Here is a 22,083-nt window from a genome sequence, read left to right on the forward strand (position 1 = left end):
CAAGTTGTACTATACAACTAGAACGCCGGAGGAGGTATTCCCATGAGGGACTTGCTGGTGCCGGTGCCACTGCCGAAGGTCCTCCCTTGACAGCGGCGGAGACGGCCGTCGAGACCATCCAGCGCGAGATGACGGTCTTCGCGCGCCGGGCCCGGGCGTCCGCCGGGCGAATGCACCCGGAGCTGTCGCTTGTGTCGTACACGCTCCTCGGGCATCTGGAGGAGCGCGGCGGCTGCCGGGCGACCGACCTGGCCGCGCACTACGCGCTGGACAAGTCGACGGTCAGCCGGCAGGTGGGGGCGCTGGAGCGGGCGGGGCTGATCGAGCGGCGCCTGGACCCGGAGGACCACCGGGTCCAGGTGCTGCATCTCACGGACGCCGGGCAGGGGATCCTGGCCCAGGTCACGCGCAGTCGGCGGGCCGCGTTCCGGGAGCGGCTGACCGACTGGCCGGAGGAGGACCTGGTCAGGTTCGCCGCATACCTGGAGCGCTACAACGCCGGGACGTCGGCGGGCACCGGCGAGGACTGACCGAGCGTCTGCGGCACCCGGGCCGCGAGGAAGGCGGTACGGCGGCGCAGCCGGAAGCCCAGGGACTCGTACAGCCGGATCGCGGTGGTGTTCCCCGCGCTGGTGTGCAGGAACGGTGTCTCGCCGCGGGCCCGGATGCCGTACGCGACCGCGCGGATCAGCCGGGTCGCCAGGCCCTCGCCGCGGTACGCCGGGTCGGTGCAGACCGCGCTGATCTCGGTCCAGCCCGGCGGGTGCAGCCGCTCCCCCGCCATCGCGATCAGCCTGCCCTCCCGGCGGATGCCCAGGTAGGTGCCGAGCTCGACGGTTCGGGGCAGGAACGGACCGGGCCTGGTGCGCTCGACCAGGTCGAGCATCTCGGGCACGTCAGCGGGGCCGAGGCGGACCGCCTGCGGCTCCGGGACGGCGTCCATGCCCTCGTCCACCAGCTGCACGCCCGCGATGTTCATGGTGAGCTCCCAGCCGTCCGGGAGCTCACCCCGGAAGCCGGCCAGCCCGACCTCCGCACCCGGTCCGGCCAGGGCGGCGAGATCGGCCCAGTCCTCCGGGCCGGGATCGTCGGGCAGGGCCAGCCACGGGGAGACGTCCACCGGGTAGCGCAGCACCCGTCCACGTCGCTCGGCGAAGAGGGCGTGCGGGCCGGTGAGCGAGGCGAGAGCGGGGTTGTCCAGGATGTGCGGCGCGCCCACGCCGGGGCTCGGGACGCTCATGCGGCGACCTCGATCACGATCTTGCCGCGGGCGTGCCCGTCCTCGACGGTGCGCAGTGCCTCGCCGGCCTCGTCGAGCGGGAAGGTCCGCGTGACGTACGGGTCGAGTTCACCGCCCACGACGAGCTCGGCCACCTCGTCGAGGACGGCGGCGGTACGGGCGCGTTCGACCCGGCTGCCGCCCAGCGCGGCCACGGTGTCCGGGGCGGCGCCCGCGGTGATGAGCTTGGTGCGGTCGGCGAGCAGGCCGGCCGCCTCGGCGAGCACCTCACCCCCGACCAGGTCGTAGACGCCGTCCACGCCCTGGGGCGCGGCTGCCCGCACCCGCTCGGCGAGGCCGGGTCCCGAGGACACGTGCACGGCGCCGAGCGACTCCACGAAGTCCTTCTTGCCCTCGCTCGCCACGCCCACGACCCGCAGCCCCCAGGCACGGGCGATCTGCAGGGCCGCCGCGCCTACTCCGCCGCCCGCACCGGTGACCAGCAGGGTCGCGCCCTCGGCCAGGTCGAGCTGGCGCACCCCGTCGTAGGCGGTGGCGGCGGCGACCGGCAGGGTGGCGGCGTCGGTGAAGGACAGTGCGGCGGGCTTGTGCGCCGTCACGGACGCCGTCAGCAGGGCGTACTCGGCGAACGCGCCGGCGGGCGTGTTGCCGAAGACCTCGTCGCCGACCGCGAACCCGGTGACGCCCTCGCCGATCTCCTCGACCACTCCGGCGGCCTCGCTGCCGAGGACGACCGGGAAGCGCGCCTCGCCCTCGCCCGGGCGGCGGAAACCGTTGCGCAGCTTCCAGTCGACGGGGTTGACCCCCGCCGCCCGCACCGCGACCAGCAGCTCACCGGGGCCGGGAACGGGCCGGTCCACATCGGCGAAGGCCTCGCTCTCCGGCCCGCCGTGCCTGGTGTAGACGTACGCCTTGGGCATCGTTCTCCCTCGCTCTCTGGTGCTGTCACCGGTGTCCCGGTACCGGCACTCTGCGCCAAGGACGATCGCCCGGCCGCTATTCCCGCACCCTCGGATCGTTCATACGGCCGCAATGATCGGGGGCCTGACCTGGTCCGGATCGGGCTGATCGGCTGAAGGCAGGCCTGCCGGTCGGCCTCGCGGGGGCGTGCGTGCCGGGTGCCTCGGGGCGCCGGGGCCCGGGGGTGTGGCGCGCGACGGAACCTGTGCTTCAGCCGGTGTCGCCTTCGTGACTCCGGCAGGTGGGCCGGATACTCCGTTCGGGGTAACAGACCGATGTGGACGCTCGCGTGCAAGGGGGGCACGCTGGGAGCTGCGGACCGGCTGTCCGGCCCTACGGCTCCCGTGGCGGCGAGGAGGTCGACATGCGTACCCGAGTGCGTGGCTGGCGCTGGCGGCACAACCCGCTGCGGCGCAAGTCCGACCTGGTGGAGGCATGGATCGCGCTGGCCGTCGCGGTCCTGTTGTGCGTGGGCGCGCCCCTGGTCGGGGCGGTGGCGGGGCTGTGGGCCCATGAGCGGGCGCGGTCGGTGGCAACGGTGGAGCGGGCCGAGCGGCACATGGTCCGGGCGGTGGTCGTCGGGAACACGCCGGAGCAGCTGCCGTCGGTGGAGGGCGGTGACCGGGAGCACGCCTATCAGGCGGACGTCCGCTGGACCGAGCCCGGCAAGGGCACGAGGACCGCCCTGGCCCGGGTGCCGGCGGGGACCCGGACCGGTGACACGGTGGACGTGTGGTTCGACCATCGGGGGCACGGTGTCGCCCCGCCGCCCGACGAGGTCGCCGTCTGGCAGCACACGGTCACCGTGGGCCTGTGCGGTGCGGGCGGCGCCGCGGCCGTGGTGCTGCTCGGCCACGGTGTCGTCCGCCGGGTCGCGCTGCGGCACCGGCTCGCCGAGTGGGAACAGGAGTGGGCCCGCACCGGCCCGGACTGGACCCGCGGGCGCGCCTGAGGCCCCGGAGAGATCCCCTGCTCCGCCGCCCGCCAGCGCGGTGACCCGACCACCCGTGACGGCGGTGCGACCAGCCGTGACGGCGGGCGACCACCCGTGACGGCGGCCGACCACCCGTGACGGGGGCCCGGCCGCCTGGGATCACACGACCGCCGTCGGCGACGACCGGTCCGGCGCCCCTGACCAGCGGATCGACGGCCGAGGACAGGGGCCCGGCGGGCGCCTGGCTGCGCGGAGGCCTGGCGACTCCTCCGACCACCCACGTACGGTGTGATCATCCGCACGATCTCTTCGCCAAAGGCGGTTGTTGATGGCTCTGTTCGACCTTCCCTTCGACGAACTCCGCGAGCACCGCAGCGCGTCGGTGGCACCCGAGGACTTCGACGCCTTCTGGTCCAAGACCCTCCAGGAAGCCCGCGAGCACGATCTCGACGCCCGCTTCGAACCGGTCGACACCGGGCTGTCCACGGTCGACGTGTACGACGTGACATTCGCCGGGTTCGGCGGCCACCCGGTCAAGGGCTGGCTGCGGCTGCCGGCCGGGGCCACCGGACCGCTGCCGCTGATCGTCGAGTTCATCGGCTACGGCGGCGGGCGCGGCCTGGCGCACGAGAACCTGCTGTGGCCGTCGACCGGACGGGCGCACTTCGTGATGGACACCCGCGGCCAGGGCAGCGCCTGGGGCGGCGGGGGCGGCACCGCCGACCCGGTGGGCGGCGCGCCGGCGTTCCCCGGGTTCATGACGCGGGGCATCGACGCGCCCGAGAACTACTACTACCGCCGGGTGTACACGGACGCGGTCCGGGCGATCGAGGCGGCCCGCTCGCACCCGCTCACCGACGCGGGGCGGACGGTGGCGCTCGGTGCCAGCCAGGGCGGCGGGATCACCATCGCGGTCGGCGGCCTGGTCCCGGACCTGGTCGCGGTGGCGCCGGACGTGCCGTTCCTGTGCGACTTCCCGCGCGCCGTCTCCCTGACGGACCGTCACCCGTACCGCGAGATCGCCCTGTTCCTCAAGACGCACCGCGGCCGCTCGGCGGACGTCCAGCGCACCCTGTCCTACTTCGACGGTGTGCACTTCGCGGCGCGCGGCCGGGCCCCGGCGCTGTTCTCGGCGGCCCTGGAGGACCAGACCTGCCCGCCGTCCACGGTGTTCTCGGCCTTCAACGCCTGGGCCCACGAGGACAAGACGATCGAGGTGTACGACTTCAACGACCACGAGGGCGGCGGTCCGTACCACGAGGCGGCGCAGCTGAGCTGGCTGCGCACCTACGCCTGACAACGGAGGAGCGCCGGAGATGGACACGCTCGATGCCGCCGAGCGGTTCGTGCGGGTCTGGGAGCGGGGCTGGGCCGCGCACGACGTGGACGCGCTGCTCGCCCTGTACACCGAGGAGTGCGTGCACCGCTCGATGCCGTTCCGCGAGCCGCACCGGGGCCGGGACGCGCTCGCCGCGTATCTGCGCTGGTCGTTCGAGGAGGAGCGGGTGACGGACGTGCGGTTCTCGGCGCCCCTGGTCGGGGCCGACGGGGTCGCGGTGGCCGAGTTCCGAGTGCTCTCCGAGGAGAGCGGTACGGCGGCCACGCTGGCCGGGTGTGTGTTCGTGCGTTTCGACGGGCGGGGTCTGGCGGTGGAGAGCCGCGACTACTGGCACACCGCGGAGGGCCACCAGGAGCCGTACGGGGGTCTCTTCCTCCGCTGACCTTCCCTCCAGTCCGACCAGTCGGTACGTTCGGGTTGCCCGGGCCGCAGCGTCGCGGTCCGGGTTTTCCGGCGTACGACGGAGGACGCATGTCCGAGCACGAGCCACCGGTCCACGGTCACTGCGAGCCGCGTTTCACGGCGGTACGGCAGGCTTTCGAGGAGAACTTCAGGGTCCGGGGGGAGCTGGGCGCCGCCGTGGCGGTGACGGTCGACGGCGAGACGGTCGTGGATCTGTGGGGCGGCTGGGCGGATCCGGGGCGCGGCCGGCCGTGGGAGCGGGACACCCTGGTGAACGTCTGGTCGACGACCAAGGGCCCGGTCGCCCTGTGCGCACACATCCTGGCGGACCGGGGGCTGCTCGACCTCGACGCGCCGGTGGCCGACTACTGGCCCGAGTTCGCGGCGGCGGGCAAGGAGCGGGTCCTCGTCCGGCATCTGCTCTCGCACCGCGCCGGCCTCTCCGGACTGCGCGAGCCGCACTCGCTCGAGCAGCTGTACGACTGGGAGCTGACGACCACCCGGCTGGCGGCGACGGAGCCCTGGTGGGAGCCGGGAACGCGGTCCGGGTATCACGCGATGACCTACGGATTCCTGGTCGGCGAGGTGGTGCGGCGGGTCTCCGGGCTGCTGCCGGGGGCGTTCCTGGAGCGGGAGGTGACCGGGCCGCTGTCCATCGACTTCTCCGTCGGGCTGCCGGAGAAGGAGGCCGGGCGGGCGGCGGTACTGGACCATCCACGGGTCATGTCGGACAGTGAACAGGCCGCGATCTTCAGCCAGTTGGCGCCGGCGGCGGTGGCGGCCCTGGCCAACCCGGGGGTGGGCGCGAGCGCGGCGAACACGCCGGAGTGGCGGGCGGCCGAGATCCCGGCGGCCAACGGCCACGGCACGGCCCGGGCGGTCGCCGCGCTGTACGGCGTGTTCGCGGGCCGGGGCGAGTACGGCGGCCTGCGCCTGCTGTCGCCGGAGGCGGCCGAGCGGGTGCGCGAGGGGCAGGGCAGCTGCCGTGACCTGGTGCTCGGGGCGGGTTTCGAGCACGAGACCGAGGTGGCGCTCGGCCTGTGGCTGAGCGGGGCGAACGGCTCCTACGGACCGAACCCACGGGCTTTCGGGCACGACGGGTTCGGCGGTTCGTGCGGGCTGGCCGACCCGGAGGCGGGAGTCTCGCTGGGGTACGTGATGAACCGGATGGGGCCGCGGATCGCGGATGATCCACGGAAGACGGCCCTGGTGGACGCCCTCTACGCGAGCCTGTGAGGCCGGTTCGGTTTCGGCCGAACCTGTGAGCCGCCCTTCCCTGATGGTTTAGACCAATGCTAGATCTGGTCGCGCAATGAGCCCGCACGGCTACGTCTTGTCACCAACAGGAGGCGCGGCATGGCCCGCACCACCCCGCACGACCACTCCGAGAGCGAAGAGCAGCCCCTGTACGGGCGGATCGCGGCACAGCTCCTCGGCGAGCTGCGCGACGGCACCATCCCGCCGGGCGAACGGCTGCCCGGGGAACGGCAGTTGGCACAGCACTTCGGCGTCAGCCGGGAGACCGTCCGGCAGGCGCTGGAGGTGCTGCGCCACCGCGGTCTGGTCGCCACTGACCGGCGCGGCAGTCACGCCACGCTGCGCGGCCGGCCGGTGGAGAGCCCGGTCTCCCTGGCGTTCCCGGTGGGAGCCGGGACCACGGAGCACGGCGCGGTCGACCGGGCCACCGTGACCTGGGAGGAGCCACCGCCGGAGCACGCGGCGGCCCTGGGCCTCGCCCCGCACCGGCCGACCCTGGTCCACCGCTACGAATCCGCGTTCCCCGACGGCCGCGCCCTGCGCACCGCCGTGACCTCCTTCTCGACCGTCGCCCTGACCGAGGTGGAGGAACTGGGCCGCTACCGGGACCGGGCCGACGGCACGGCCGCCGCCCAACTGCGCCGGGCCTACGACTGGATGCGCAAGGCCGGCCTCACCCTGTACCACCGGGACTCGATCAGCCAGATCGCGGACGCGACCTCGGTCCTGGTGACCCGCCGGGTGCACGACCAGTACGCCCGCCCGCTGGAGATCACCGACCTCGTGGTGGACGCCCAGCAGGACACGCTGGTCTACGAGTTCACGGTCCCGGCCGCGGGCTGACCGGTGCCTGCCTTCCTGGCCACGACGAGCCGGGCGCGCGGACTGCCGTCGTCGCGCCGGCCGAACTCGGGCAGCGCGCACAGCTCCACCGAGAATCCCGCCCGCTCCAACTCCTCCAGAACGGCCCCGAATCGGAAGGCCCGGTAGTACATGACGAACGGCGGCCGCCACAGGGCGTTGCGCACCCGCATCACGGCGTCGAAGCCCAGCAGGGTCCAGAACCCCAGGCCGGTGGGGCGGGGCGGCGCCAGCACCGGGAAGGCGAAGGTGCCGTCCGGTCGCAGTACCGAGTGCACCTGGCCGAAGAGACCGGGCAGCTCCCGGGGCAGGAAGTGCCCGAACGCCCCGAAGCTGACCACCAGGTCGAAGGCGGGCCCGAACGGCAGGGCCCGGGCGTCGGCGCGCACCCAGCGGACGTCCGGCCCGTCGGGCGCGGGCGGCCGTCGGGCGACGTCGAGCGTGCCGGCGCTGAAGTCGACGCCGGTGACGCTGTTCCGGCACGCCTGGGCCAGCACGTCCAGACCGGCGCCGGTGCCGCAGCACAGGTCGAGGCCGTCCGTGAACGGGCCGAGCGGGGTGAGCGCCTTGGCGACCGCCTCCAGGACCGGGTCCGGGGTCCGGAAGGGGGTGTGGTCGAACTTGGGGGCCAGCAGGTCGTAGCCGCGCTCGACCGAGGACAGGGCCTGGACGGTGAGCTCGCGGAGACTCGGGCCATCGGGGCTGAACATCCGGCCAGCCTACGGGAGCGACCGGCACCGGACACGGCGCGGGCGCGGCCCGTACGACGGACCGCGCCCGCGGCCGGGTGCTGGCACGCCACGGCGCCGGATGTCATGCCACGGCGCGAGGTGTCACGCCACGGTGAGCGTCAGGGCGCCCGTGTAGGTGGAGCCGGCGGTGAGGGCGGTCTCGGCGCCGTCCACCGTCAGCTTCACCGTCCTGCCGCGCGGCGCCCGTACGGCCGCGTCGGCGGCGAGGGTGAGGCTGGTCAGGTACGAGGTGCCGGTGACCGTCCACGTCGAACCGCCGTTCAGCCGGACGACGACGCCGTTGTTGACGGCGGCCTGCACGGTGTTGGTGACGATGCCCAGCTCGTAGAAGGTGGAGGAGTCGATCGAGGCCACCCGGTGCCTGGCCCTGGTCGCCGAGATGACGCCCTCGACACTGGAGTCCTCGAAGGCGAGGACCATGTTCTTGCCGCCCCGCATGCCGTTGTAGAAGTCGCCCTTCAGCCTGATGGAGCTGAAGGTGGCGGCGCCGTCGGTGGAGTGGACGGCGGTGACGTCGAAGGAGGAGTCCTTGGTCGGGTCGGTGGTGGGCTCGGTGTAGACGCCGACGTTCATCATCTTGCCGTTGACGTTGACCGGACCCGGATCGTCCAGCTCGATCATCTGGAGGATGACGCCGTCGCGTGGGTTGAGCCGGGCGCCCTGCGAGCCGTCGACCGCGATCGCCGTCTGCTGGCCCTTGTTGAGGAAGGTGGCCCGCTCGGAGTTGACGACGGTGCCGCCGTCCAGGGTGAGTTGCCCGGCGCCGAAGAACATGTAGCCGAAGTGACCGGAGTTCACGACCGTGCTGCGCACCGGCACGCTCGCCAACTCGTCCTTCGACAGCCCCAGTTCCAGTTCGGTGTTGAGCGCGTCGACCGCCTCGCGGGTGCTGTCGCCGTAGTGCACGACGGCCGCCGGGCCGGCGATGATCGTCGCGTAGGAGCCGACGTCGAAGCGGGAGCCGAGCACGCGGACGGTGGCGTCGCCGATGGCGTAGGTGCCGTAGCCGTAGGCGCCGGTGTTGCCGACATGGCTGTTGATCGCGGTCAGTTTCAGCCCGCTGCCGCCTTCCACCGACAGCGCACCCCACGTCTCGGAGAAGACGGTCGAGTTGAGGTAGGTCGCGATGCTGTTCCTGCCGATGAGGTTGGTGGCGCGGACGTTACCGTCGAGGCCGAGCATCCAGGGCACGGACTCCATGTACGGGGTCTCGACGGTGGCCTGGTAGCCGGCGGGCAGGACGCCGTTGCGGACGCGCAGGAAGGAGTCCTTGACGAGGACGTTGGCGCCGTTGTCGGCGATGACGGTGGTACGGACCACGCCCTTGTTGCTGATCCGGGCGCCGTCCACGACCAGGTTGGTCGCGGAGCCGTCGCCGACCACGGCCGCCCCGTACCCGGCGAAGTCCGAACGGCCGTTGCCGGACAGGGAGATGGTGGGGCTCCGCAGGGTGTAGCTGCCACTCTCGACGTAGACGCCGTTGAAGCACTCGCCCGTAGAGGCGATCGACACGTTCCGGGCGGCGGCGTCGGTGACCTTGCCGCCGCGTACCGCGGACAGCACCGACTTCGCGGAGTCGACCCCGTCGGAGCCGACGTAGAGGGCCTGCCGGAAGGGGAAGGTGAGCGTCTCGTAGGTGACGTCGTGGGACCCGGCGACCGTGAGGACGACGTCGCCGCGGTAGGTGCCGGCCTGGATGAGGGTCGCGGTACCACCGGTCGCGGTGAGCAGCTGGCCGGTCTCCACGCCGTCGACGGTGAGGCTGATGTCGTACCCGTCCGGGGCGACGATCCTGCCGCCGTCGCCGATGGTCAGCAGGCTGACCCTGGTGGTCGCGGCGAGTTCGCGGGTCTCCCCCGCACCGACGGAGAGCGTGCTGCCCGACGCCTTCGGCGCGGCGGTGGCGGTGCCGGAGGCGACCGGAACGAGCACGGCCGCCGCTGTGGCGGAACCGGCGATCAGGAAGGAGCGTCGGGATGTCAACGTCATTGCGGGCCTTTCCACGGGTGGAGTGCGCCGTCGCACAGAGTCACGAGTCGCCCGTCGAGACCGAGGCGACGAAGGCGCTTGGGGTGTGCAAGGTGGGAGTGAAGCAGTCTGGGGAAACCTGGGACAGGCCTGGCACACACGCATCCCGGAACCCGATGCCTTCGATCGTGCCGCCCACTTCATGGCGATCACACAGAGTGGTCACAGTCCGCGCCGGTGGGCATGCGCGACGGCGGGGCGGACGGCCTGTGCGCCGTTCGCCCCGCCGTACTCCTGTGGGTGACTACGCCGGTGCGACCATCCCCGCCGACAGGTCGATGTCCGCCCCGCACAGTCCGGGCATCGCGAGCATCGCCACCAGGGCCTGTGCGACCTCGTCCTCCTCGACCAGCCGACCGAGCGCGGCCCGGGAGACGAAGTCGCGTTCCGCCTCCTCGACCGTGGAGCCGGCGAGTTCGGCGGTGAGCCGGAAGTTGCGGTCCATCCGCGGCCCCCGTACCGGGCCCGGGGAGAGGGAGTTGACCGCGACCCCCTGGGGGCCGACCTCGCCCGCGAGGGTCCGGGTGAGGCCGATCAGGGCCATCTTGGATGCGGTGTACGGCGTGCGGTGGAGCAGCGGGCGTTTGCCGCTGACCGAGGCGACGTTGACGATGTCACCGCGTCCCGCGGCCAGCATGGGCGGCAGGAAGGCCCGGCACATGAGGTAGACGCCGCGGACGTTGGCCGCGAACACGTCGTCCCATTCGTCGGGCTCGATGTCGACGAGCGGCCGCACCGGTCCCGCCACCCCGGCGTTGTTGACGAGCAACGACACGTCCTCGTCGGCGAGTCGGCGGGCCAGGGCGCGCACGGACGCCGGGTCGGAGACGTCGCACACCGCCGTGCGGGCCGCCTCCCCCACCTTGGCCGCCCCCTCGGCCAGGGCCTGCTCGTTCCGGCCGACGAGGACCACCCGGGCACCGGCGTCGGCGAGTGCCAGCGCGAACGCGCGGCCCAGCGGGCCTCCGCCGCCGGTGATCAGGGCCGTACGGCCGTCCAGGCTCACCCTTGGTTCCAGGGCAGCTCGTCGCCCGCGGCCTTCGCGGCCCGTACGTCGCCGGAGCGGGCGTGGCCCTCGAACAGCTCGACCCGGGAGGCGCGTCCGCACAGCCGCCCGAGCAGGGCCTGCGAGGCGGTGTCGGTGACCTCCTGGTAGGTGACCGTCTTCAGGTACTTCCCCACCCACAGGCCACCGGTGTAGCGGGCGGCACCACGTGTGGGCAGCACATGGTTCGTGCCGATCACCTTGTCGCCGAACGACACACAGGTGCCCTCGCCGAGGAACAGCGCACCGTACTGGGTCATCTTCTCCAGGGCCAGGCGCGGCTCGGCGGTCAGTACCTCCACGTGCTCGAAGGCGAACGCGTCGGCGAGGGCGTACAGCTCGTCGAGGGTGTCGACGACATGGACCTGGCCGTGGTCGCGCCAGGCGGGTCCGGCGTAGTCGCGGGTGGGCATGGAGGGCAGGAGGCGCTCGACCTCGGCGATGGTCTTCTCGGCGACCTCACGGGAGGTGGTGATGAGCACGGCCGGGGAGTCCGGGCCGTGCTCGGCCTGGGAGAGCAGGTCGACCGCGCAGACGAACGGGTCCGCCTGCTTGTCGGCGAGGACCAGGATCTCGGTGGGCCCGGCGAACAGATCGATGCCGATCTCGCCGAACAGTTGGCGCTTGGCCTCGGCCACATAGGCGTTGCCGGGTCCGGCGATCAGGTTGACCGGCTCCATGGCGTCGGTGCCCACGGCCATCGCGGCCACCGCCTGGACCCCGCCGAGCAGCCAGATCTCGTCGGCGCCCGCGAGATGCATGGCGGCGACGGTGGCGGCGGGGATCTCCCCGTGGATCGGCGGGGTGCAGGCGACCACCCGCGGCACGCCGGCCACCTTGGCGGTGACGACGGTCATGTGGGCGGAGGCGGTGAGCGGGTACCGGCCGCCGGGGATGTATGCGCCGGCCGCCCGGACGGGGATGTGCTGCTGCCCGAGCCGTACGCCCGGGAGCGTCTCCACCTCGAACGCGCGCAGGGAGTCCCGCTGGTGGCGGGCGAAGCCACGGACCTGTTCCTGCACGAACCTGATGTCGTCGATGACCTGCCGGGGCACCGAGGCGACGATCTTCTCGACCTCCTCGGCGCTCAGCCGGAAGGATTCGGGGCTCCACTGGTCGAACTTCTCGGAGTACGCGCGGACGGCCGCGTCACCGCGTTCGCGGATGTCCGCGATGACGCCGGCCACGGTGGTGCGCACCTGGTCGAGGGAGGCGGCCACCTCGGCCCCGGGCACGGCGTGCTTCAGGATCTCTGCCACGACTACGGCCTTTCTCAGAAGGATCGGGGTTACACCGGGGGCGCTTCGAAGAGCACGTCGGGGTCGTTGAACTGCTCCTTGGCGACCGACTCGCTCATCGGGTCGGCGGTGCCCCACTGGTCCTGGGTGACCGGGTCGTCCACGTCGTGCCGGCCGGGGTGCCAGAGGTCCTCTTCGAGGACGGCGAGTTCGGTGGTGTACTCGACGGTGTTGCCGTGCGGGTCGTGGAAGTACGAGAAGGTGTTGTCGCCCGCCAGGTGCCGTCCCGGCCCCCAGGTGAGCCGGGTTCCGGCGCGCAGCGCACGCCCGGTGCCGCGCATGTACTCCTCCACCCCCCGCATCTCGAACGAGGCGTGGTGCAGCGACACATGGGGCCCGCGCGCGATGGCGAAGGAGTGGTGCAGCGGGCTGCACCGCAGGAAGTACATGAGGTCACCCATGTGCGTGGAGTACAGGGTGTCGGTGAGCCGGAAGCCGAGGTGCCGGACGTAGAAGTCCCGTAGTCCTTCCGGGTTCTGGGAGTTGACCACACAGTGCGACAGCCGCACCGGGACCGCCTCGCGCTCCTCGATCCTGCGGTGGCCGCGGGTGGCCACGTCGGCCGAGACCTCGACGACCCGCCCGTCGGGGTCGAAGAAACGCAGCCCGTAGCCGCCGCCGGGGGTGTCCAGCGGCCGGGGCTCGTGGATGATCCGCACCCCGGCGCGGCCGAGCCGTACGGCCAGTTCGTCCACCGCCGCCGGGGACACCGCGCCGAAGGCGACGAGGTCCATCCGCTTCCGCTCGTCCTCGCGGATGCGGACGACGTACTGCTCGGGGCTGCCCTCGGCGGCGAAGAACGCGATCCCGTTGTCGTTCGCCACCTCGGTCAGGCCCCAGATGGTGCCGTAGAAGACGCGCTGGGTGGCGAAGTCCGGTACGGCCAGGTCGACATGGCGCAGATGGCTGACGGGCTGGAAGCTCATATGTGGCTCCTGACGGTGTTGCGCTGGCAGCCGAGGCCGGTGATCTCCGCCTCGATCACGTCTCCGGGCTTGAGGAAGACCCCCCAGTGCGCGCCGTTGCCGGCCGGGGAGCCGGTGAGCAGCAGGTCGCCGGGGCGCAGGGTGGTGGTCGTGGAGGCGTAGGCGATCAGCCGCGGAATGTCGAAGATCATGTCCTTGGAGGACTCGTCCTGCCGGACCACCCCGTTGTGCCGCAGGGTGATCCGCAGGTCGCCCGGGTCGCCGACGAAGTCCGCGGGGACCAGGAAGGGGCCGGTCGGCAGGAAGGTGTCGGCGTTCTTGGCGGTGAACCAGTCGGTGCCGATGGCCTTCAGGTCGGGCCGGTAGAGCCGGTCGCGGGTCGTCAGGTCGTTGCTGATCGTGTATCCGGCGACGTACGACATCGCCTCTTCGGCCGGGATGTCCTTCCCCGGCTTCCCGATGACCAGGGCGAGTTCGAGCTCCCAGTCGTGCTGGTCGCCGAGCGCGGGGAGCACGATGTCGTCGTAGGGGCCGCACAGCGCGCGCGGTGATCCGAGGAAGAGGTACGGGACTCCGTCTCGGATCCGTTCGTCCATCATCTTCTCGGCGTCGGCGCGGGCCTCCCGCGGGGTGGCGCCGTGCACGCTCTCCTTCTCGGCGGCGACCAGATCGACGACGTGTTTGCGGTAGTTGGCGCCGCTCTGCAGGATCTGGCCCGGCTCGATCGGTGTCAGGACCCGCAGGGTGGCCAGGTCGTGCCAGGTGCCGTCGGCGTCGACGTCGGCGTCGGCGGCCAGTTCGTGGAGCCGGGGCAGCCAGGTGGCCCAGTCCTCGACCAGCGCGCGTACCGACGCCACCAGGCCGGAGAGGTCACGGACTCGCCCGCCGGCGACCAGCCCGGGGAAGGCGGCCGCGCCGTCGCTGAAGGTGCCGAGCGCGAAGGGGCCGGCAGGGGAGGGAAAAGGTTCGGGCACGGGCGGCTCTCCTCGTACGGGTGCGGGCTCGCCTTCGACGCTAGGCACCGCACGCGGTCGGCGGAAATGGCCGTTGGCGATGGCTGCCATCGCCCGCGGTTCCGCCCCGTGCCCGCACTGACGTGGGGCGCCGCCATCGCCGTACGGGATGGATGCCGTCCCCCATGCCGATGCCTCGATCCGTTGACCCTGCACGGACCGCCGACCAGGCTCGATGCCACCCCGAACCCGAGGAGAACACCGTGGTGGTCGAGCATGCGGAGCTGACCGTCGAGGAAGGCCGGGAGACCGAATTCGCGGAGGCCTTCGGAAAGGCCCGCGAGGTGCTCGCCGAGGCCGGCGGTTTCCGCTGGGCGGAGCTGCTGCGCTGCGACGAACGGCCGCGGACCTTCCTGCTGCTGGTCGGCTGGGAGTCGGTCGAGGCGCACACGACCGGCTTCCGGGAGTCGGAGCGGTTCGCGCGCTGGCGGGCCCTGGTCGGCCCGTTCTTCGCGGCGGCGCCGGCCGTCGAGCACTACCACGAGCTGGGCCCGCGCTTCACCGGCTGACAGCCGCAGGCCGCTGCTCCCCCGCTTTCTCTTTCGAGGTCTTTCTACTGCGAGCAAGGATCGCCCATGCCCGTTCACAAGGTGCTCGTCGTCGGCGGCGGCATCACCGGAAGCGTGCTGTGTCTCGCGCTCGCCCAGCGCGGTGTCGAGGTGGAGCTGGTCGAGATCTCGCCCCGGTGGTTCGGGGTGGGCCATGGCATCACCATCCAGGGCAACGCGCTGAAGGCGCTGCGTTCGGTCGGCGTACTGGACCGGGTGCTGGCCCGGGCGGTGCCGTTCGACCTCATGCGGCTGCGCCGGGCGGACGGCGGTCTGATCACCGAGCTGGAGACCCCGCACACCGGTGGTGCGGACCTGCCGTCGACGGCGGGCGCCCTCCGCTCGGACCTGCAGAACGCGCTGTGCGACGCGGTGTACGCGCACGGCGTCACAGTCCGCCTGGGCCTGAGCGTCGAGCACCTCGACCACTCCCTTGATCACATCGACGTCACCTTCACCGACGGCTCGGCCGGCCGCTACGACCTGCTGGTCGGCGCGGACGGCATCAACTCGGCGCTGCGCGCACTCATCGGCATCACCGCGAAACCCCGCCCGGTCGGTATGTCGATCTTCCGGGTGGTGGCTCAGCGGCCTGCCGAGATGGACTGCGCCGAGGTGTACTACGGCGGCCCGCGCTACAAGGCCGGCTACAGCCCGATATCCGGCCACCAGTGCTACGCCTACCTCCTCGACGAGAACCTCGACACCTCCCTGATCGGCCCGCGTGCCTCGCTGGACCTGCTGCGCGAGCGCGGCGCCGGGTACGGCGGCACCTGGGGGAAGATCATCGCCTCGCTGCCGGACGACACGGCGGTCGACTACCGCTGGATCGAGGCGGTGCTGGTCGACGAGGACTGGCACCGGGGTCGGGCCATGGTGATCGGGGACGCGGCGCACGCCTGTCCGCCGCTGATCGCGCAGGGTGCCGCGATGTGCATGGAGGACGCGGTGCTGCTTGCCGAACTGGTCACCGCCGACGAGCCCCTGGACCGGGCGCTGGCCCGGTTCATGGCCCGGCGGCTGCCGCGGGTGCGGATGGTGCTGGACAACTCCCTGCGGCTCGCCGAGTGGGAGATCCACCCGGAGACCCCCGGCGCCGACCCGGCGCGGATCATGTCGGAGACACTCTCCTCGCTGACGGTAGCCGCATGAGCGCGCCCGTCGTCGACTTCCACGGCCATCTCGCGGTCCCCGGGGCCGACGCCCTGGTGGCCGGAACCGAGGGCTTCGCGGCCGAGCTGGCCGCCGAGCAGCGCGCCCACTCCCCCGCGTCACTGGCCTCCAACCGGACCCAACTCCAGCGACTGACACTGAAGTTGACGGATGTCGGCACCCGTCTCGCCGACCTGGACGCGATGGGCGTCGACGTCCAGGTGGTCGGCCCGATGCCCATGCACCACTACTGGACCGCCCCCGATCTGGCGGTACGACTGGCCCGTACCGTCAACGAGTCGGTGGCCGCCCACTGTGCCACCGCGCCCGAGCGGCTCCGCGGTCTGGGCACGGTACCGCTCCAGCACCCGGACCTCGCGGTCGCCCTGCTGGACAAGGCGGTCACCGAGCTGGGCCTGCACGGCATCAGCGTCTCCACCACCGTGGCGGGCCGCGAGCTGGCCGACCCCGCGCATGATGAAGTCTGGTTGAAGGCGGAGGAGTTGGGTGCGGTGGTCTTCGTGCACCCCTGGGGCTGCTCGCTCGGCGAGCGGCTCGCCACGCACTACCTCGGCAACACGGTCGGCCAGCCCACCGAGACCACGGTCGCGCTCTCCCGGCTGATCTTCACCGGGGTCCTGGACCGCTTCCCGCGGCTGAAGCTGGTGGCCGCGCACGGCGGCGGCTATCTGCCGACGTACATCGGCCGCTCCGACCACGCCTGGCGGGTACGGCCGGACGCGCGCGGCTGCGCCGAACCGCCCAGCGCCTACCTGCGCCGGATGTGGTTCGACGCCCTGGTCTACACCCCCCGCGCGCTGCGCCACCTGGTCGAGGAGGTGGGCGCGGACCGGGTGGTGCTCGGCACCGACCACCCCTTCGACATGGGGGTGACGGACCCGGTGGCCCGGCTCGACGCGGCCGGTCTCGACCCGGTCGCGCGCGACGCGATCGCCGGGGGCAACGCCCTGGAACTGCTGCTGAAAGGACCCGTCCGATGACCGTCGGTCCCATCGAGGAAGAGCTCGCCAAGGCCCGCGCCCTGTACCGCAACTGGGGCCGATGGGGCGAGGACGACGTCCTTGGCACACTGAACTTCGTCGACGACGCGATCCGCGCGCACGCCGCCGGTCTGGTCCGGCGCGGACGTTCCTTCTCGCTGGCGCAGGAGTTCAACGAGTCGGGCCCGCAGCGCGGCTTCCGGGGCCGGATCAACCCGGTGCACTACATGCGGGACACCGGCTCCGACGCGGCGGCCGGCACCCAGGGCTTCCCACACGGTTTCGGCGGCGCCGACGACCATGTGCTGATGCCGCTCCAGGCCTCCACGCAGTGGGACGGGCTGGGCCACATCTACGACAACAAGCAGGCCTGGAACGGCCGTCCGTGCACGATCGTCAACGGCGACGGCGACTCGGTCACCGGTATCGAGCACATGCGGGACGCCTTCACCGGCCGCGGGGTACTGCTCGACGTCGGCCGGGCGGCCGGCGACACGCACGGTGAACTCCCGGACGGCTTCCCGATCCTGGAGGAGCACCTGCGCACCACCATCGAGGCGCAGGGCGCCACGTCGGGTGTGCGCCGGGGTGACATCGTGCTCGTCCGCACCGGGCAACTGGGTCGGGTGCGGCGGCTCGGCGAGTGGGGCGGGTACGCGGCGGGGGACGCGCCCGGCCTGTCCTTCACCACCCTGGGCTGGCTGCACCGCACGGAGATCGCGGCCATCGCCTCCGACACCTGGGGGCTTGAGGTACGGCCGTACGAGTTCGCCGAGCCGGCGATGTCGCCGCTGCACCAGATCGCCATCCCCAACATGGGCCTGCCGCTGGGCGAGATGTGGGATCTGGAGGCCCTCGCGGAGGACTGTGCGGCCGACGGTGTCTACGAGTTCCTGCTGGTGGCGGCACCGCTGCCGGTGACCGGCGCGGTCGGTGCCCCCGTCAATCCCATCGCGGTCAAGTGAGGCGCCCGGTGACCGCGATCCATCGGGGGACGACCCCCGAACCCCCGAACGGGAACCGCTTCTCCGGCACCCTCCATCTCCCCGGTGACGAGGACTTCGAGGAGGCCGTGTACCGGCGGGTCTTCAACGCCCGCCGCCCGGCCGACCGCACCCCCGCGGCCGTGCTCGAGGCGGCCACCGAACAGGACGTCGTCGAGGGCGTCCGGCTCGCCCTGGAGCGCGGCTGGCAGGTCGCCGTACGCTCCGGCGGGCACAGCTGGGCCGCCTGGTCGGTGCGCCGGGACGCGCTGCTGATCGACCTCGGCGGCTTCCGCGAGATGGCCTACGACCCTCGGACCGGGATCGTCACGGCCACTCCCAGCGTCAAAGGCGGCGACGAACTCAACTCGTATCTGGGTGAGTTCGGGCGGTTCTTCAACGGCGGGCACTGTCCGTCGGTGGGCATCGGCGGTTTTCTGCTCCAGGGTGGGCAGGGCTGGAACACGCGCGGCTGGGGCTGGGCGGCCGAGAACATCGTGGCGATCGACGTCGTCACGGCGGACGGCGAACTGGTCCGGGCCGACGAGATGGAGAACAGTGACCTGTACTGGGCGGCGCGGGGCGCGGGCCCCGGCTTCTTCGGCGTCGTCACCCGCTTCCACCTGCGCACCCGCCCGCTCCCCCGGCATCTCGCGCACACCGTGCACGCCTACCCGCTGGACCTCTTCGACGAGGTCATGACCTGGCTGCACGGCATGCACCACACGGTCCCCGACCTGGTGGAGATCGTCGCTCTCACCCAGACCCCGCCCGATCTCGACGGACCGGTCCTGCTGGTGACGGGGGTGGCGATGACGGACACACCTCAGGAGGCGGCCGAGGCGCTCGCGCCCCTGCACGCCAACCCGTACGCCGACCGGGCCCTGTTCCGGATCGAGGCCGAACCCACCACGCTCGCCGAGCAGTTGGCGGGGCAGCGCACCGCCAACCCGGAGGGCCACCGCTACTTCGTCGACAACGCGTGGCTGACCGGTACCGCCGAGGAGGTCGTCCCGGCGATCCGCAGGGCGTTCACCGAGCACCCCACCCGGGGGACCTTCACCATCTGGTTCTCCATGGCCCCGCTGCGCCGACTGCCCGACATGGCCTTCTCGTTGCAGTCGGAGATCTACTGCGCGAGCTATGTCGTGCACGACGAGCCGGGGCGGGACGCGGAGCTGCGCTGCTGGCTGGACGGGGCGATGGCGGCGATGCGGCCGGTGACCGCCGGCCAGTACCTGGGCGATTCCGACTTCACGGTACGGCAGTTGAGGTTCATGGGCGACGAACAGTGGCGACGGCTGAAGGAGATCCGGGCCGCCCGTGATCCCAAGGGCGTGTTCGCCGGCTATCTGAGCGCCGGGACCGTCACCAACACCAACCACGGGGAGCAGTGAGCCATGCGTTTCGCGACATACGAGCACGAGGGCGAGGAGCGCGCCGGTGTGGTGCGGGACGGGGTGATCCATCCGCTGCCCGAGGGGGTGAGCGTCCTCACGCTCGTCGAGGCCGGCGTGCTGTACGCGGCCGGCGTCGAAGCCCTCGACTGCCCCAGCGGGTTGACGGTGGACCGGGTACGGCTGCTGCCCCCGCTGAAACCGCCCTCGATCCGGGACTTCGTCGGGTTCGAGGCGCACATCGAGGGCGTGTCGAAGTCTCTGGACGGTCTGGAGCGGGTGCCCGAGGAGTGGTACCGGGCGCCCAACTTCTATTTCACCAACCCGCACGCCGCCTACGGAGCGCACGACGACGTGCCGGTGCCGGCGGGCTGCTCGGTGCTCGACTTCGAGCTGGAGGTCGGCGCGGTCATCGGCCGCAGCGGCCGCGACCTCACCCCCGAGCAGGCCGGGGACCACATCATCGGCTATCTGGTCTTCAACGACTGGTCGGCCCGTGACCTGCAGAAGCCGGAGAAGAACCTCGGCCTGGGCTTCTCCAAGGGCAAGGACTTCGCCAACACGCTCGGCCCCTACCTGGTCACCGCCGACGAGGTACAGGAGCGGCGGGATCCGGACGGCTTCCTGGACCTGGAGATGACGGTCACCCTGAACGGGGAGCTGATCGGCCGGGACACCCTCGCCAACGTCTCCTGGACCTTCGAGGAGATGATCGCCTACGCCAGCCGGGACGCCTGGGTACGGCCCGGTGACATCCTCGGCTCCGGCACCTGCGGCTGGGGCGCGCTGGCGGAGTTCTGGGGCCGGCTCGGGGAACGCACCCCGCCCCCGCTGAAACCCGGCGACGAGGTGACGCTGAGCGTCGAGGGGCTCGGCACGGTGTCCAACCGGATCGTGCCCGGGCGGGCGGACGCATACCTTCCGCGGGCCCGCAAGAGGGGTCGTACGCCCCGCCCGTAGCACCCGAAACTGTGGGGGGCCTGTGGTGCGCGCGGGCCCCCCACCTGGGGGTATGCGGTGCCCGGATGCCTGGCATCGCATCTTCCTGTCAGTCGCCCCGACCCCCTTCCTCGACGGCCGTCCGCTGGTTAACCTCCCGTTTCACCGAAGCTTCAATGACGTGGCCGGCCGGAAGGGGACACCCGTGGGTCTCGGAGCGATCGATCTCAATCTTCTGGTGGCACTGGAAGCGCTCCTGGAGGAGAAGAACGTCACCCACGCGGGGGTACGGCTGTCCACCAGCCAGTCCGCGATGAGCGGCTCGCTGGCCCGGCTGCGCCGGCACTTCAACGACGAGCTGCTGATCCGGGTGGGCCGCGAGTACGAGCTGACACCCCTCGCGGAGCGGCTGCTGCCGGTCGTCCAGGGCTCGCTGCAGAAGGCCGAGGAGGCGCTGTCGCTGACCCGGCACTTCGACCCCGGACGCAGCCGCCAGCGCTTCTCCGTGGTCATGTCGGACTACGTGATGACGGTGTTCGTGGAGCCGCTGCTGCGGGTCATCGCGGCCGAGGCGCCGGGCGTCCGGATCGACTTCCACCCGATCGTCGACGGCCAGCTGGAGACCGAGACGCATCTGCGCTGCCACGACCTGATGATCGTGCCGCTCGGCTACCAGCTCCCCGGGGTCAGCGAGGCCGTGATGCACGACCGGTTCGTGTGCCTCGTCGACCCGGACAACCCGCGCCTGGTGGACGGCCGGCTCACCCTGCGCGACCTCGCGGAGATGCCGCACGCGGCCTGCGCCATCGGCAAGAGCCACACCCCCGCCGAGCGCCAGCTGGAGACCCTCGGGATCACCCCGAAGGTCCAGGTCAGCACGCCCGGCTTCAGCGTGCTGCCGTTCCTGGTGAGCGGCACGGACCTGGTGGCGATGGTCCCGGAACGCCTGGCGAGGCGGTACGAGGGTTTCGCGCGCTGTGCGGTCGTGCCGGCGCCGTTCCCGGACGTGCCGCTGGTGGAGGCCATGTACTGGCACCACAACCGGCACGCCGACCCGGCCCACCGCTGGCTGCGGGACACGGTGCGCAGGGTCGGGACCGCGCTGGGGGAGGCCCCGTACGAGATCGCCGACGTGGATGCCAGCCATCCCGAGAGCGCGTTTCCGCAGCTGTCCGCGGCTTCCTAGCGTGGACGGGAGGACATCCCGCACGCCCCCTCGGAGGACATCGTGGAAGCCGTGAGTCGCACGCGCCTGGCGGGCCGTACCGTCGTCGTCACCGGAGCCGCACAGGGCCAGGGAGCCGCGGAGACGGCCGCGGCCGCCCTGGAGGGCGCCACAGTGATCGCGACCGACGTACTGGACGAGGCCGGTGAGAAGCACGCCGCCGCCCTGCGCTCCGACGGCCTCGACGTCCGGTACGTCCGTCTGGACGTGACCTCGCCGGAGGACTGGGCCGCGCTGGCCACCTCCCTCGACGTCGTGCACGGTCTGGTGAACAACGCGGGCATCCCGCTGCGGGCCCGGCTCGGCCAGGTCGAACTCGCCGACTGGAACCGGGCGTTCGCCGTGAACACCACCGGCGCCCTGCTCGGCATCCAGACCCTGGCGCCGCTGATGCCGGCGGGCTCCTCGATCGTGAACGTCGGTTCGGTCGCCGGGCTCACCGCCCATCACGCGGTCGCGTACACGACCAGCAAGTGGGCGCTGCGGGGCCTGTCCAAGGTGGCGGCCCTCGAGCTGGCCCCACGCGGCATCCGTACGAACGTGATCCACCCCGGCTACATCGAGACCCCGCTGATGGCCACCGCCAACCCGGTGTTCGTCGCCGCCCACCTCGCCATGACACCCCAGGGCCGCCCGGGCACGGTCGACGAGGTGGCGCCGCTCGTCGTCTATCTCCTCTCCGACGAGGCGTCGTACGTCAACGGCGCGGAGATCACCGTCGACGGCGGCTACTCGGCGCACGGCCCGGTGAAAGCGATCACCGACGCCCTGGACCGGGGCTGA

General features: G+C 72.0%; 22 protein-coding genes. 14 read left to right on the forward strand and 8 right to left on the reverse strand.

Translation table 11 applies throughout. The features are described from left to right. Positions 1–86: 86 nt before the first annotated feature. Entirely contained in the window at positions 87–530 is a 444-nt protein-coding gene (locus tag AB0N16_RS33270; protein WP_365803252.1) for a MarR family winged helix-turn-helix transcriptional regulator, read from the forward strand. On the opposite strand, the gene AB0N16_RS33275 is transcribed toward AB0N16_RS33270, so the two are convergent. Further along, positions 491–1,240, reverse strand: a complete 750-nt coding sequence (locus AB0N16_RS33275; RefSeq protein WP_365803254.1) for a GNAT family N-acetyltransferase — start codon at positions 1,238–1,240, stop codon at positions 491–493. The two genes, AB0N16_RS33270 and AB0N16_RS33275, sit on opposite strands and share 40 nt — an antisense overlap. After that, a complete protein-coding gene (locus AB0N16_RS33280; protein ID WP_365803256.1) occupies positions 1,237–2,160 on the reverse strand; it encodes an NADP-dependent oxidoreductase in 924 nt (307 codons plus the stop codon). Before AB0N16_RS33280 ends, AB0N16_RS33275 begins: the two co-directional genes overlap by 4 nt. 404 nt (positions 2,161–2,564) lie before the next feature. Here AB0N16_RS33280 and AB0N16_RS33285 point away from each other — a divergent pair, with 404 nt between their 5' ends. From AB0N16_RS33285 to AB0N16_RS33305, 5 genes are all read left to right on the forward strand, one after another. Beyond that, positions 2,565–3,152, forward strand: coding sequence for a DUF3592 domain-containing protein (locus tag AB0N16_RS33285; RefSeq protein WP_365803258.1), 588 nt, complete (start codon positions 2,565–2,567; stop codon positions 3,150–3,152). A 310-nt stretch (positions 3,153–3,462) separates the two neighbouring features. Next, positions 3,463–4,431: an acetylxylan esterase gene (locus tag AB0N16_RS33290; RefSeq protein ID WP_365803261.1), complete on the forward strand. Its 969-nt coding sequence runs from the start codon at positions 3,463–3,465 to the stop codon at positions 4,429–4,431. 19 nt (positions 4,432–4,450) lie between these two features. Continuing rightward, positions 4,451–4,855 carry a nuclear transport factor 2 family protein gene (locus AB0N16_RS33295; RefSeq protein WP_365803263.1) on the forward strand — a complete coding sequence of 135 codons (405 nt, stop codon included), beginning with the start codon at positions 4,451–4,453 and terminating at the stop codon, positions 4,853–4,855. Positions 4,856–4,944: 89 nt separating this feature from the next. Continuing rightward, positions 4,945–6,111: a serine hydrolase domain-containing protein gene (locus tag AB0N16_RS33300; protein WP_365803265.1), complete on the forward strand. Its 1,167-nt coding sequence runs from the start codon at positions 4,945–4,947 to the stop codon at positions 6,109–6,111. Between the two features lie 120 nt (positions 6,112–6,231). Then, entirely contained in the window at positions 6,232–6,975 is a 744-nt protein-coding gene (locus AB0N16_RS33305) for a GntR family transcriptional regulator (RefSeq protein ID WP_365803267.1), read from the forward strand. Here AB0N16_RS33305 and AB0N16_RS33310 read toward each other — a convergent pair. The 6 genes from AB0N16_RS33310 to AB0N16_RS33335 all read right to left on the reverse strand — a co-directional run bounded on the left by AB0N16_RS33310 (position 6,945) and on the right by AB0N16_RS33335 (position 14,016). Beyond that, positions 6,945–7,703 carry a class I SAM-dependent methyltransferase gene (locus tag AB0N16_RS33310; protein WP_365803269.1) on the reverse strand — a complete coding sequence of 253 codons (759 nt, stop codon included), beginning with the start codon at positions 7,701–7,703 and terminating at the stop codon, positions 6,945–6,947. The two genes, AB0N16_RS33305 and AB0N16_RS33310, sit on opposite strands and share 31 nt — an antisense overlap. Before the next feature lie 123 nt (positions 7,704–7,826). Then, positions 7,827–9,734 (reverse strand): hypothetical protein, encoded by a 1,908-nt coding sequence (locus AB0N16_RS33315; RefSeq protein WP_365803271.1) that lies wholly within the window; start codon positions 9,732–9,734, stop codon positions 7,827–7,829. Positions 9,735–10,017: 283 nt separating this feature from the next. Then, a complete protein-coding gene (locus AB0N16_RS33320) occupies positions 10,018–10,779 on the reverse strand; it encodes an SDR family oxidoreductase (protein WP_365803273.1) in 762 nt (253 codons plus the stop codon). Further along, positions 10,776–12,077, reverse strand: coding sequence for a histidinol dehydrogenase (gene hisD / locus AB0N16_RS33325; protein WP_365803275.1), 1,302 nt, complete (start codon positions 12,075–12,077; stop codon positions 10,776–10,778). Before hisD ends, AB0N16_RS33320 begins: the two co-directional genes overlap by 4 nt. 29 nt (positions 12,078–12,106) lie before the next feature. Continuing rightward, on the reverse strand, positions 12,107–13,042 hold the full coding sequence (locus AB0N16_RS33330; protein ID WP_365803277.1) for a VOC family protein: 936 nt from the start codon (positions 13,040–13,042) through the stop codon (positions 12,107–12,109). Further along, the gene (locus tag AB0N16_RS33335; RefSeq protein WP_365803279.1) at positions 13,039–14,016 is read right to left on the reverse strand and encodes a fumarylacetoacetate hydrolase family protein; all 978 of its coding nucleotides are present in this window, start codon (positions 14,014–14,016) and stop codon (positions 13,039–13,041) included. Before AB0N16_RS33335 ends, AB0N16_RS33330 begins: the two co-directional genes overlap by 4 nt. 242 nt (positions 14,017–14,258) lie before the next feature. Here AB0N16_RS33335 and AB0N16_RS33340 point away from each other — a divergent pair, with 242 nt between their 5' ends. The 8 genes from AB0N16_RS33340 to AB0N16_RS33375 all read left to right on the forward strand — a co-directional run bounded on the left by AB0N16_RS33340 (position 14,259) and on the right by AB0N16_RS33375 (position 22,083). Next, a complete protein-coding gene (locus AB0N16_RS33340; RefSeq protein ID WP_365803281.1) occupies positions 14,259–14,564 on the forward strand; it encodes an antibiotic biosynthesis monooxygenase family protein in 306 nt (101 codons plus the stop codon). A 66-nt stretch (positions 14,565–14,630) separates the two neighbouring features. Then, a complete protein-coding gene (locus AB0N16_RS33345; protein ID WP_365803283.1) occupies positions 14,631–15,755 on the forward strand; it encodes an FAD-dependent monooxygenase in 1,125 nt (374 codons plus the stop codon). Then, the gene (locus AB0N16_RS33350; protein WP_365803285.1) at positions 15,752–16,756 is read left to right on the forward strand and encodes an amidohydrolase family protein; all 1,005 of its coding nucleotides are present in this window, start codon (positions 15,752–15,754) and stop codon (positions 16,754–16,756) included. Before AB0N16_RS33345 ends, AB0N16_RS33350 begins: the two co-directional genes overlap by 4 nt. Next, positions 16,753–17,721, forward strand: a complete 969-nt coding sequence (locus tag AB0N16_RS33355; RefSeq protein WP_365803287.1) for a cyclase family protein — start codon at positions 16,753–16,755, stop codon at positions 17,719–17,721. Before AB0N16_RS33350 ends, AB0N16_RS33355 begins: the two co-directional genes overlap by 4 nt. Before the next feature lie 8 nt (positions 17,722–17,729). After that, positions 17,730–19,136 (forward strand): FAD-binding oxidoreductase, encoded by a 1,407-nt coding sequence (locus AB0N16_RS33360; protein ID WP_365803290.1) that lies wholly within the window; start codon positions 17,730–17,732, stop codon positions 19,134–19,136. Between the two features lie 3 nt (positions 19,137–19,139). Then, positions 19,140–20,096 (forward strand): fumarylacetoacetate hydrolase family protein, encoded by a 957-nt coding sequence (locus tag AB0N16_RS33365; protein WP_365803292.1) that lies wholly within the window; start codon positions 19,140–19,142, stop codon positions 20,094–20,096. Positions 20,097–20,280: 184 nt separating this feature from the next. Continuing rightward, positions 20,281–21,261, forward strand: coding sequence for a LysR family transcriptional regulator (locus AB0N16_RS33370; protein ID WP_365803294.1), 981 nt, complete (start codon positions 20,281–20,283; stop codon positions 21,259–21,261). 51 nt (positions 21,262–21,312) lie between these two features. Further along, positions 21,313–22,083 (forward strand): SDR family oxidoreductase, encoded by a 771-nt coding sequence (locus AB0N16_RS33375; RefSeq protein ID WP_365803296.1) that lies wholly within the window; start codon positions 21,313–21,315, stop codon positions 22,081–22,083.

Source organism: Streptomyces sp. NPDC051105 (assembly GCF_040682795.1).
Lineage (GTDB): Bacteria > Actinomycetota > Actinomycetes > Streptomycetales > Streptomycetaceae > Streptomyces.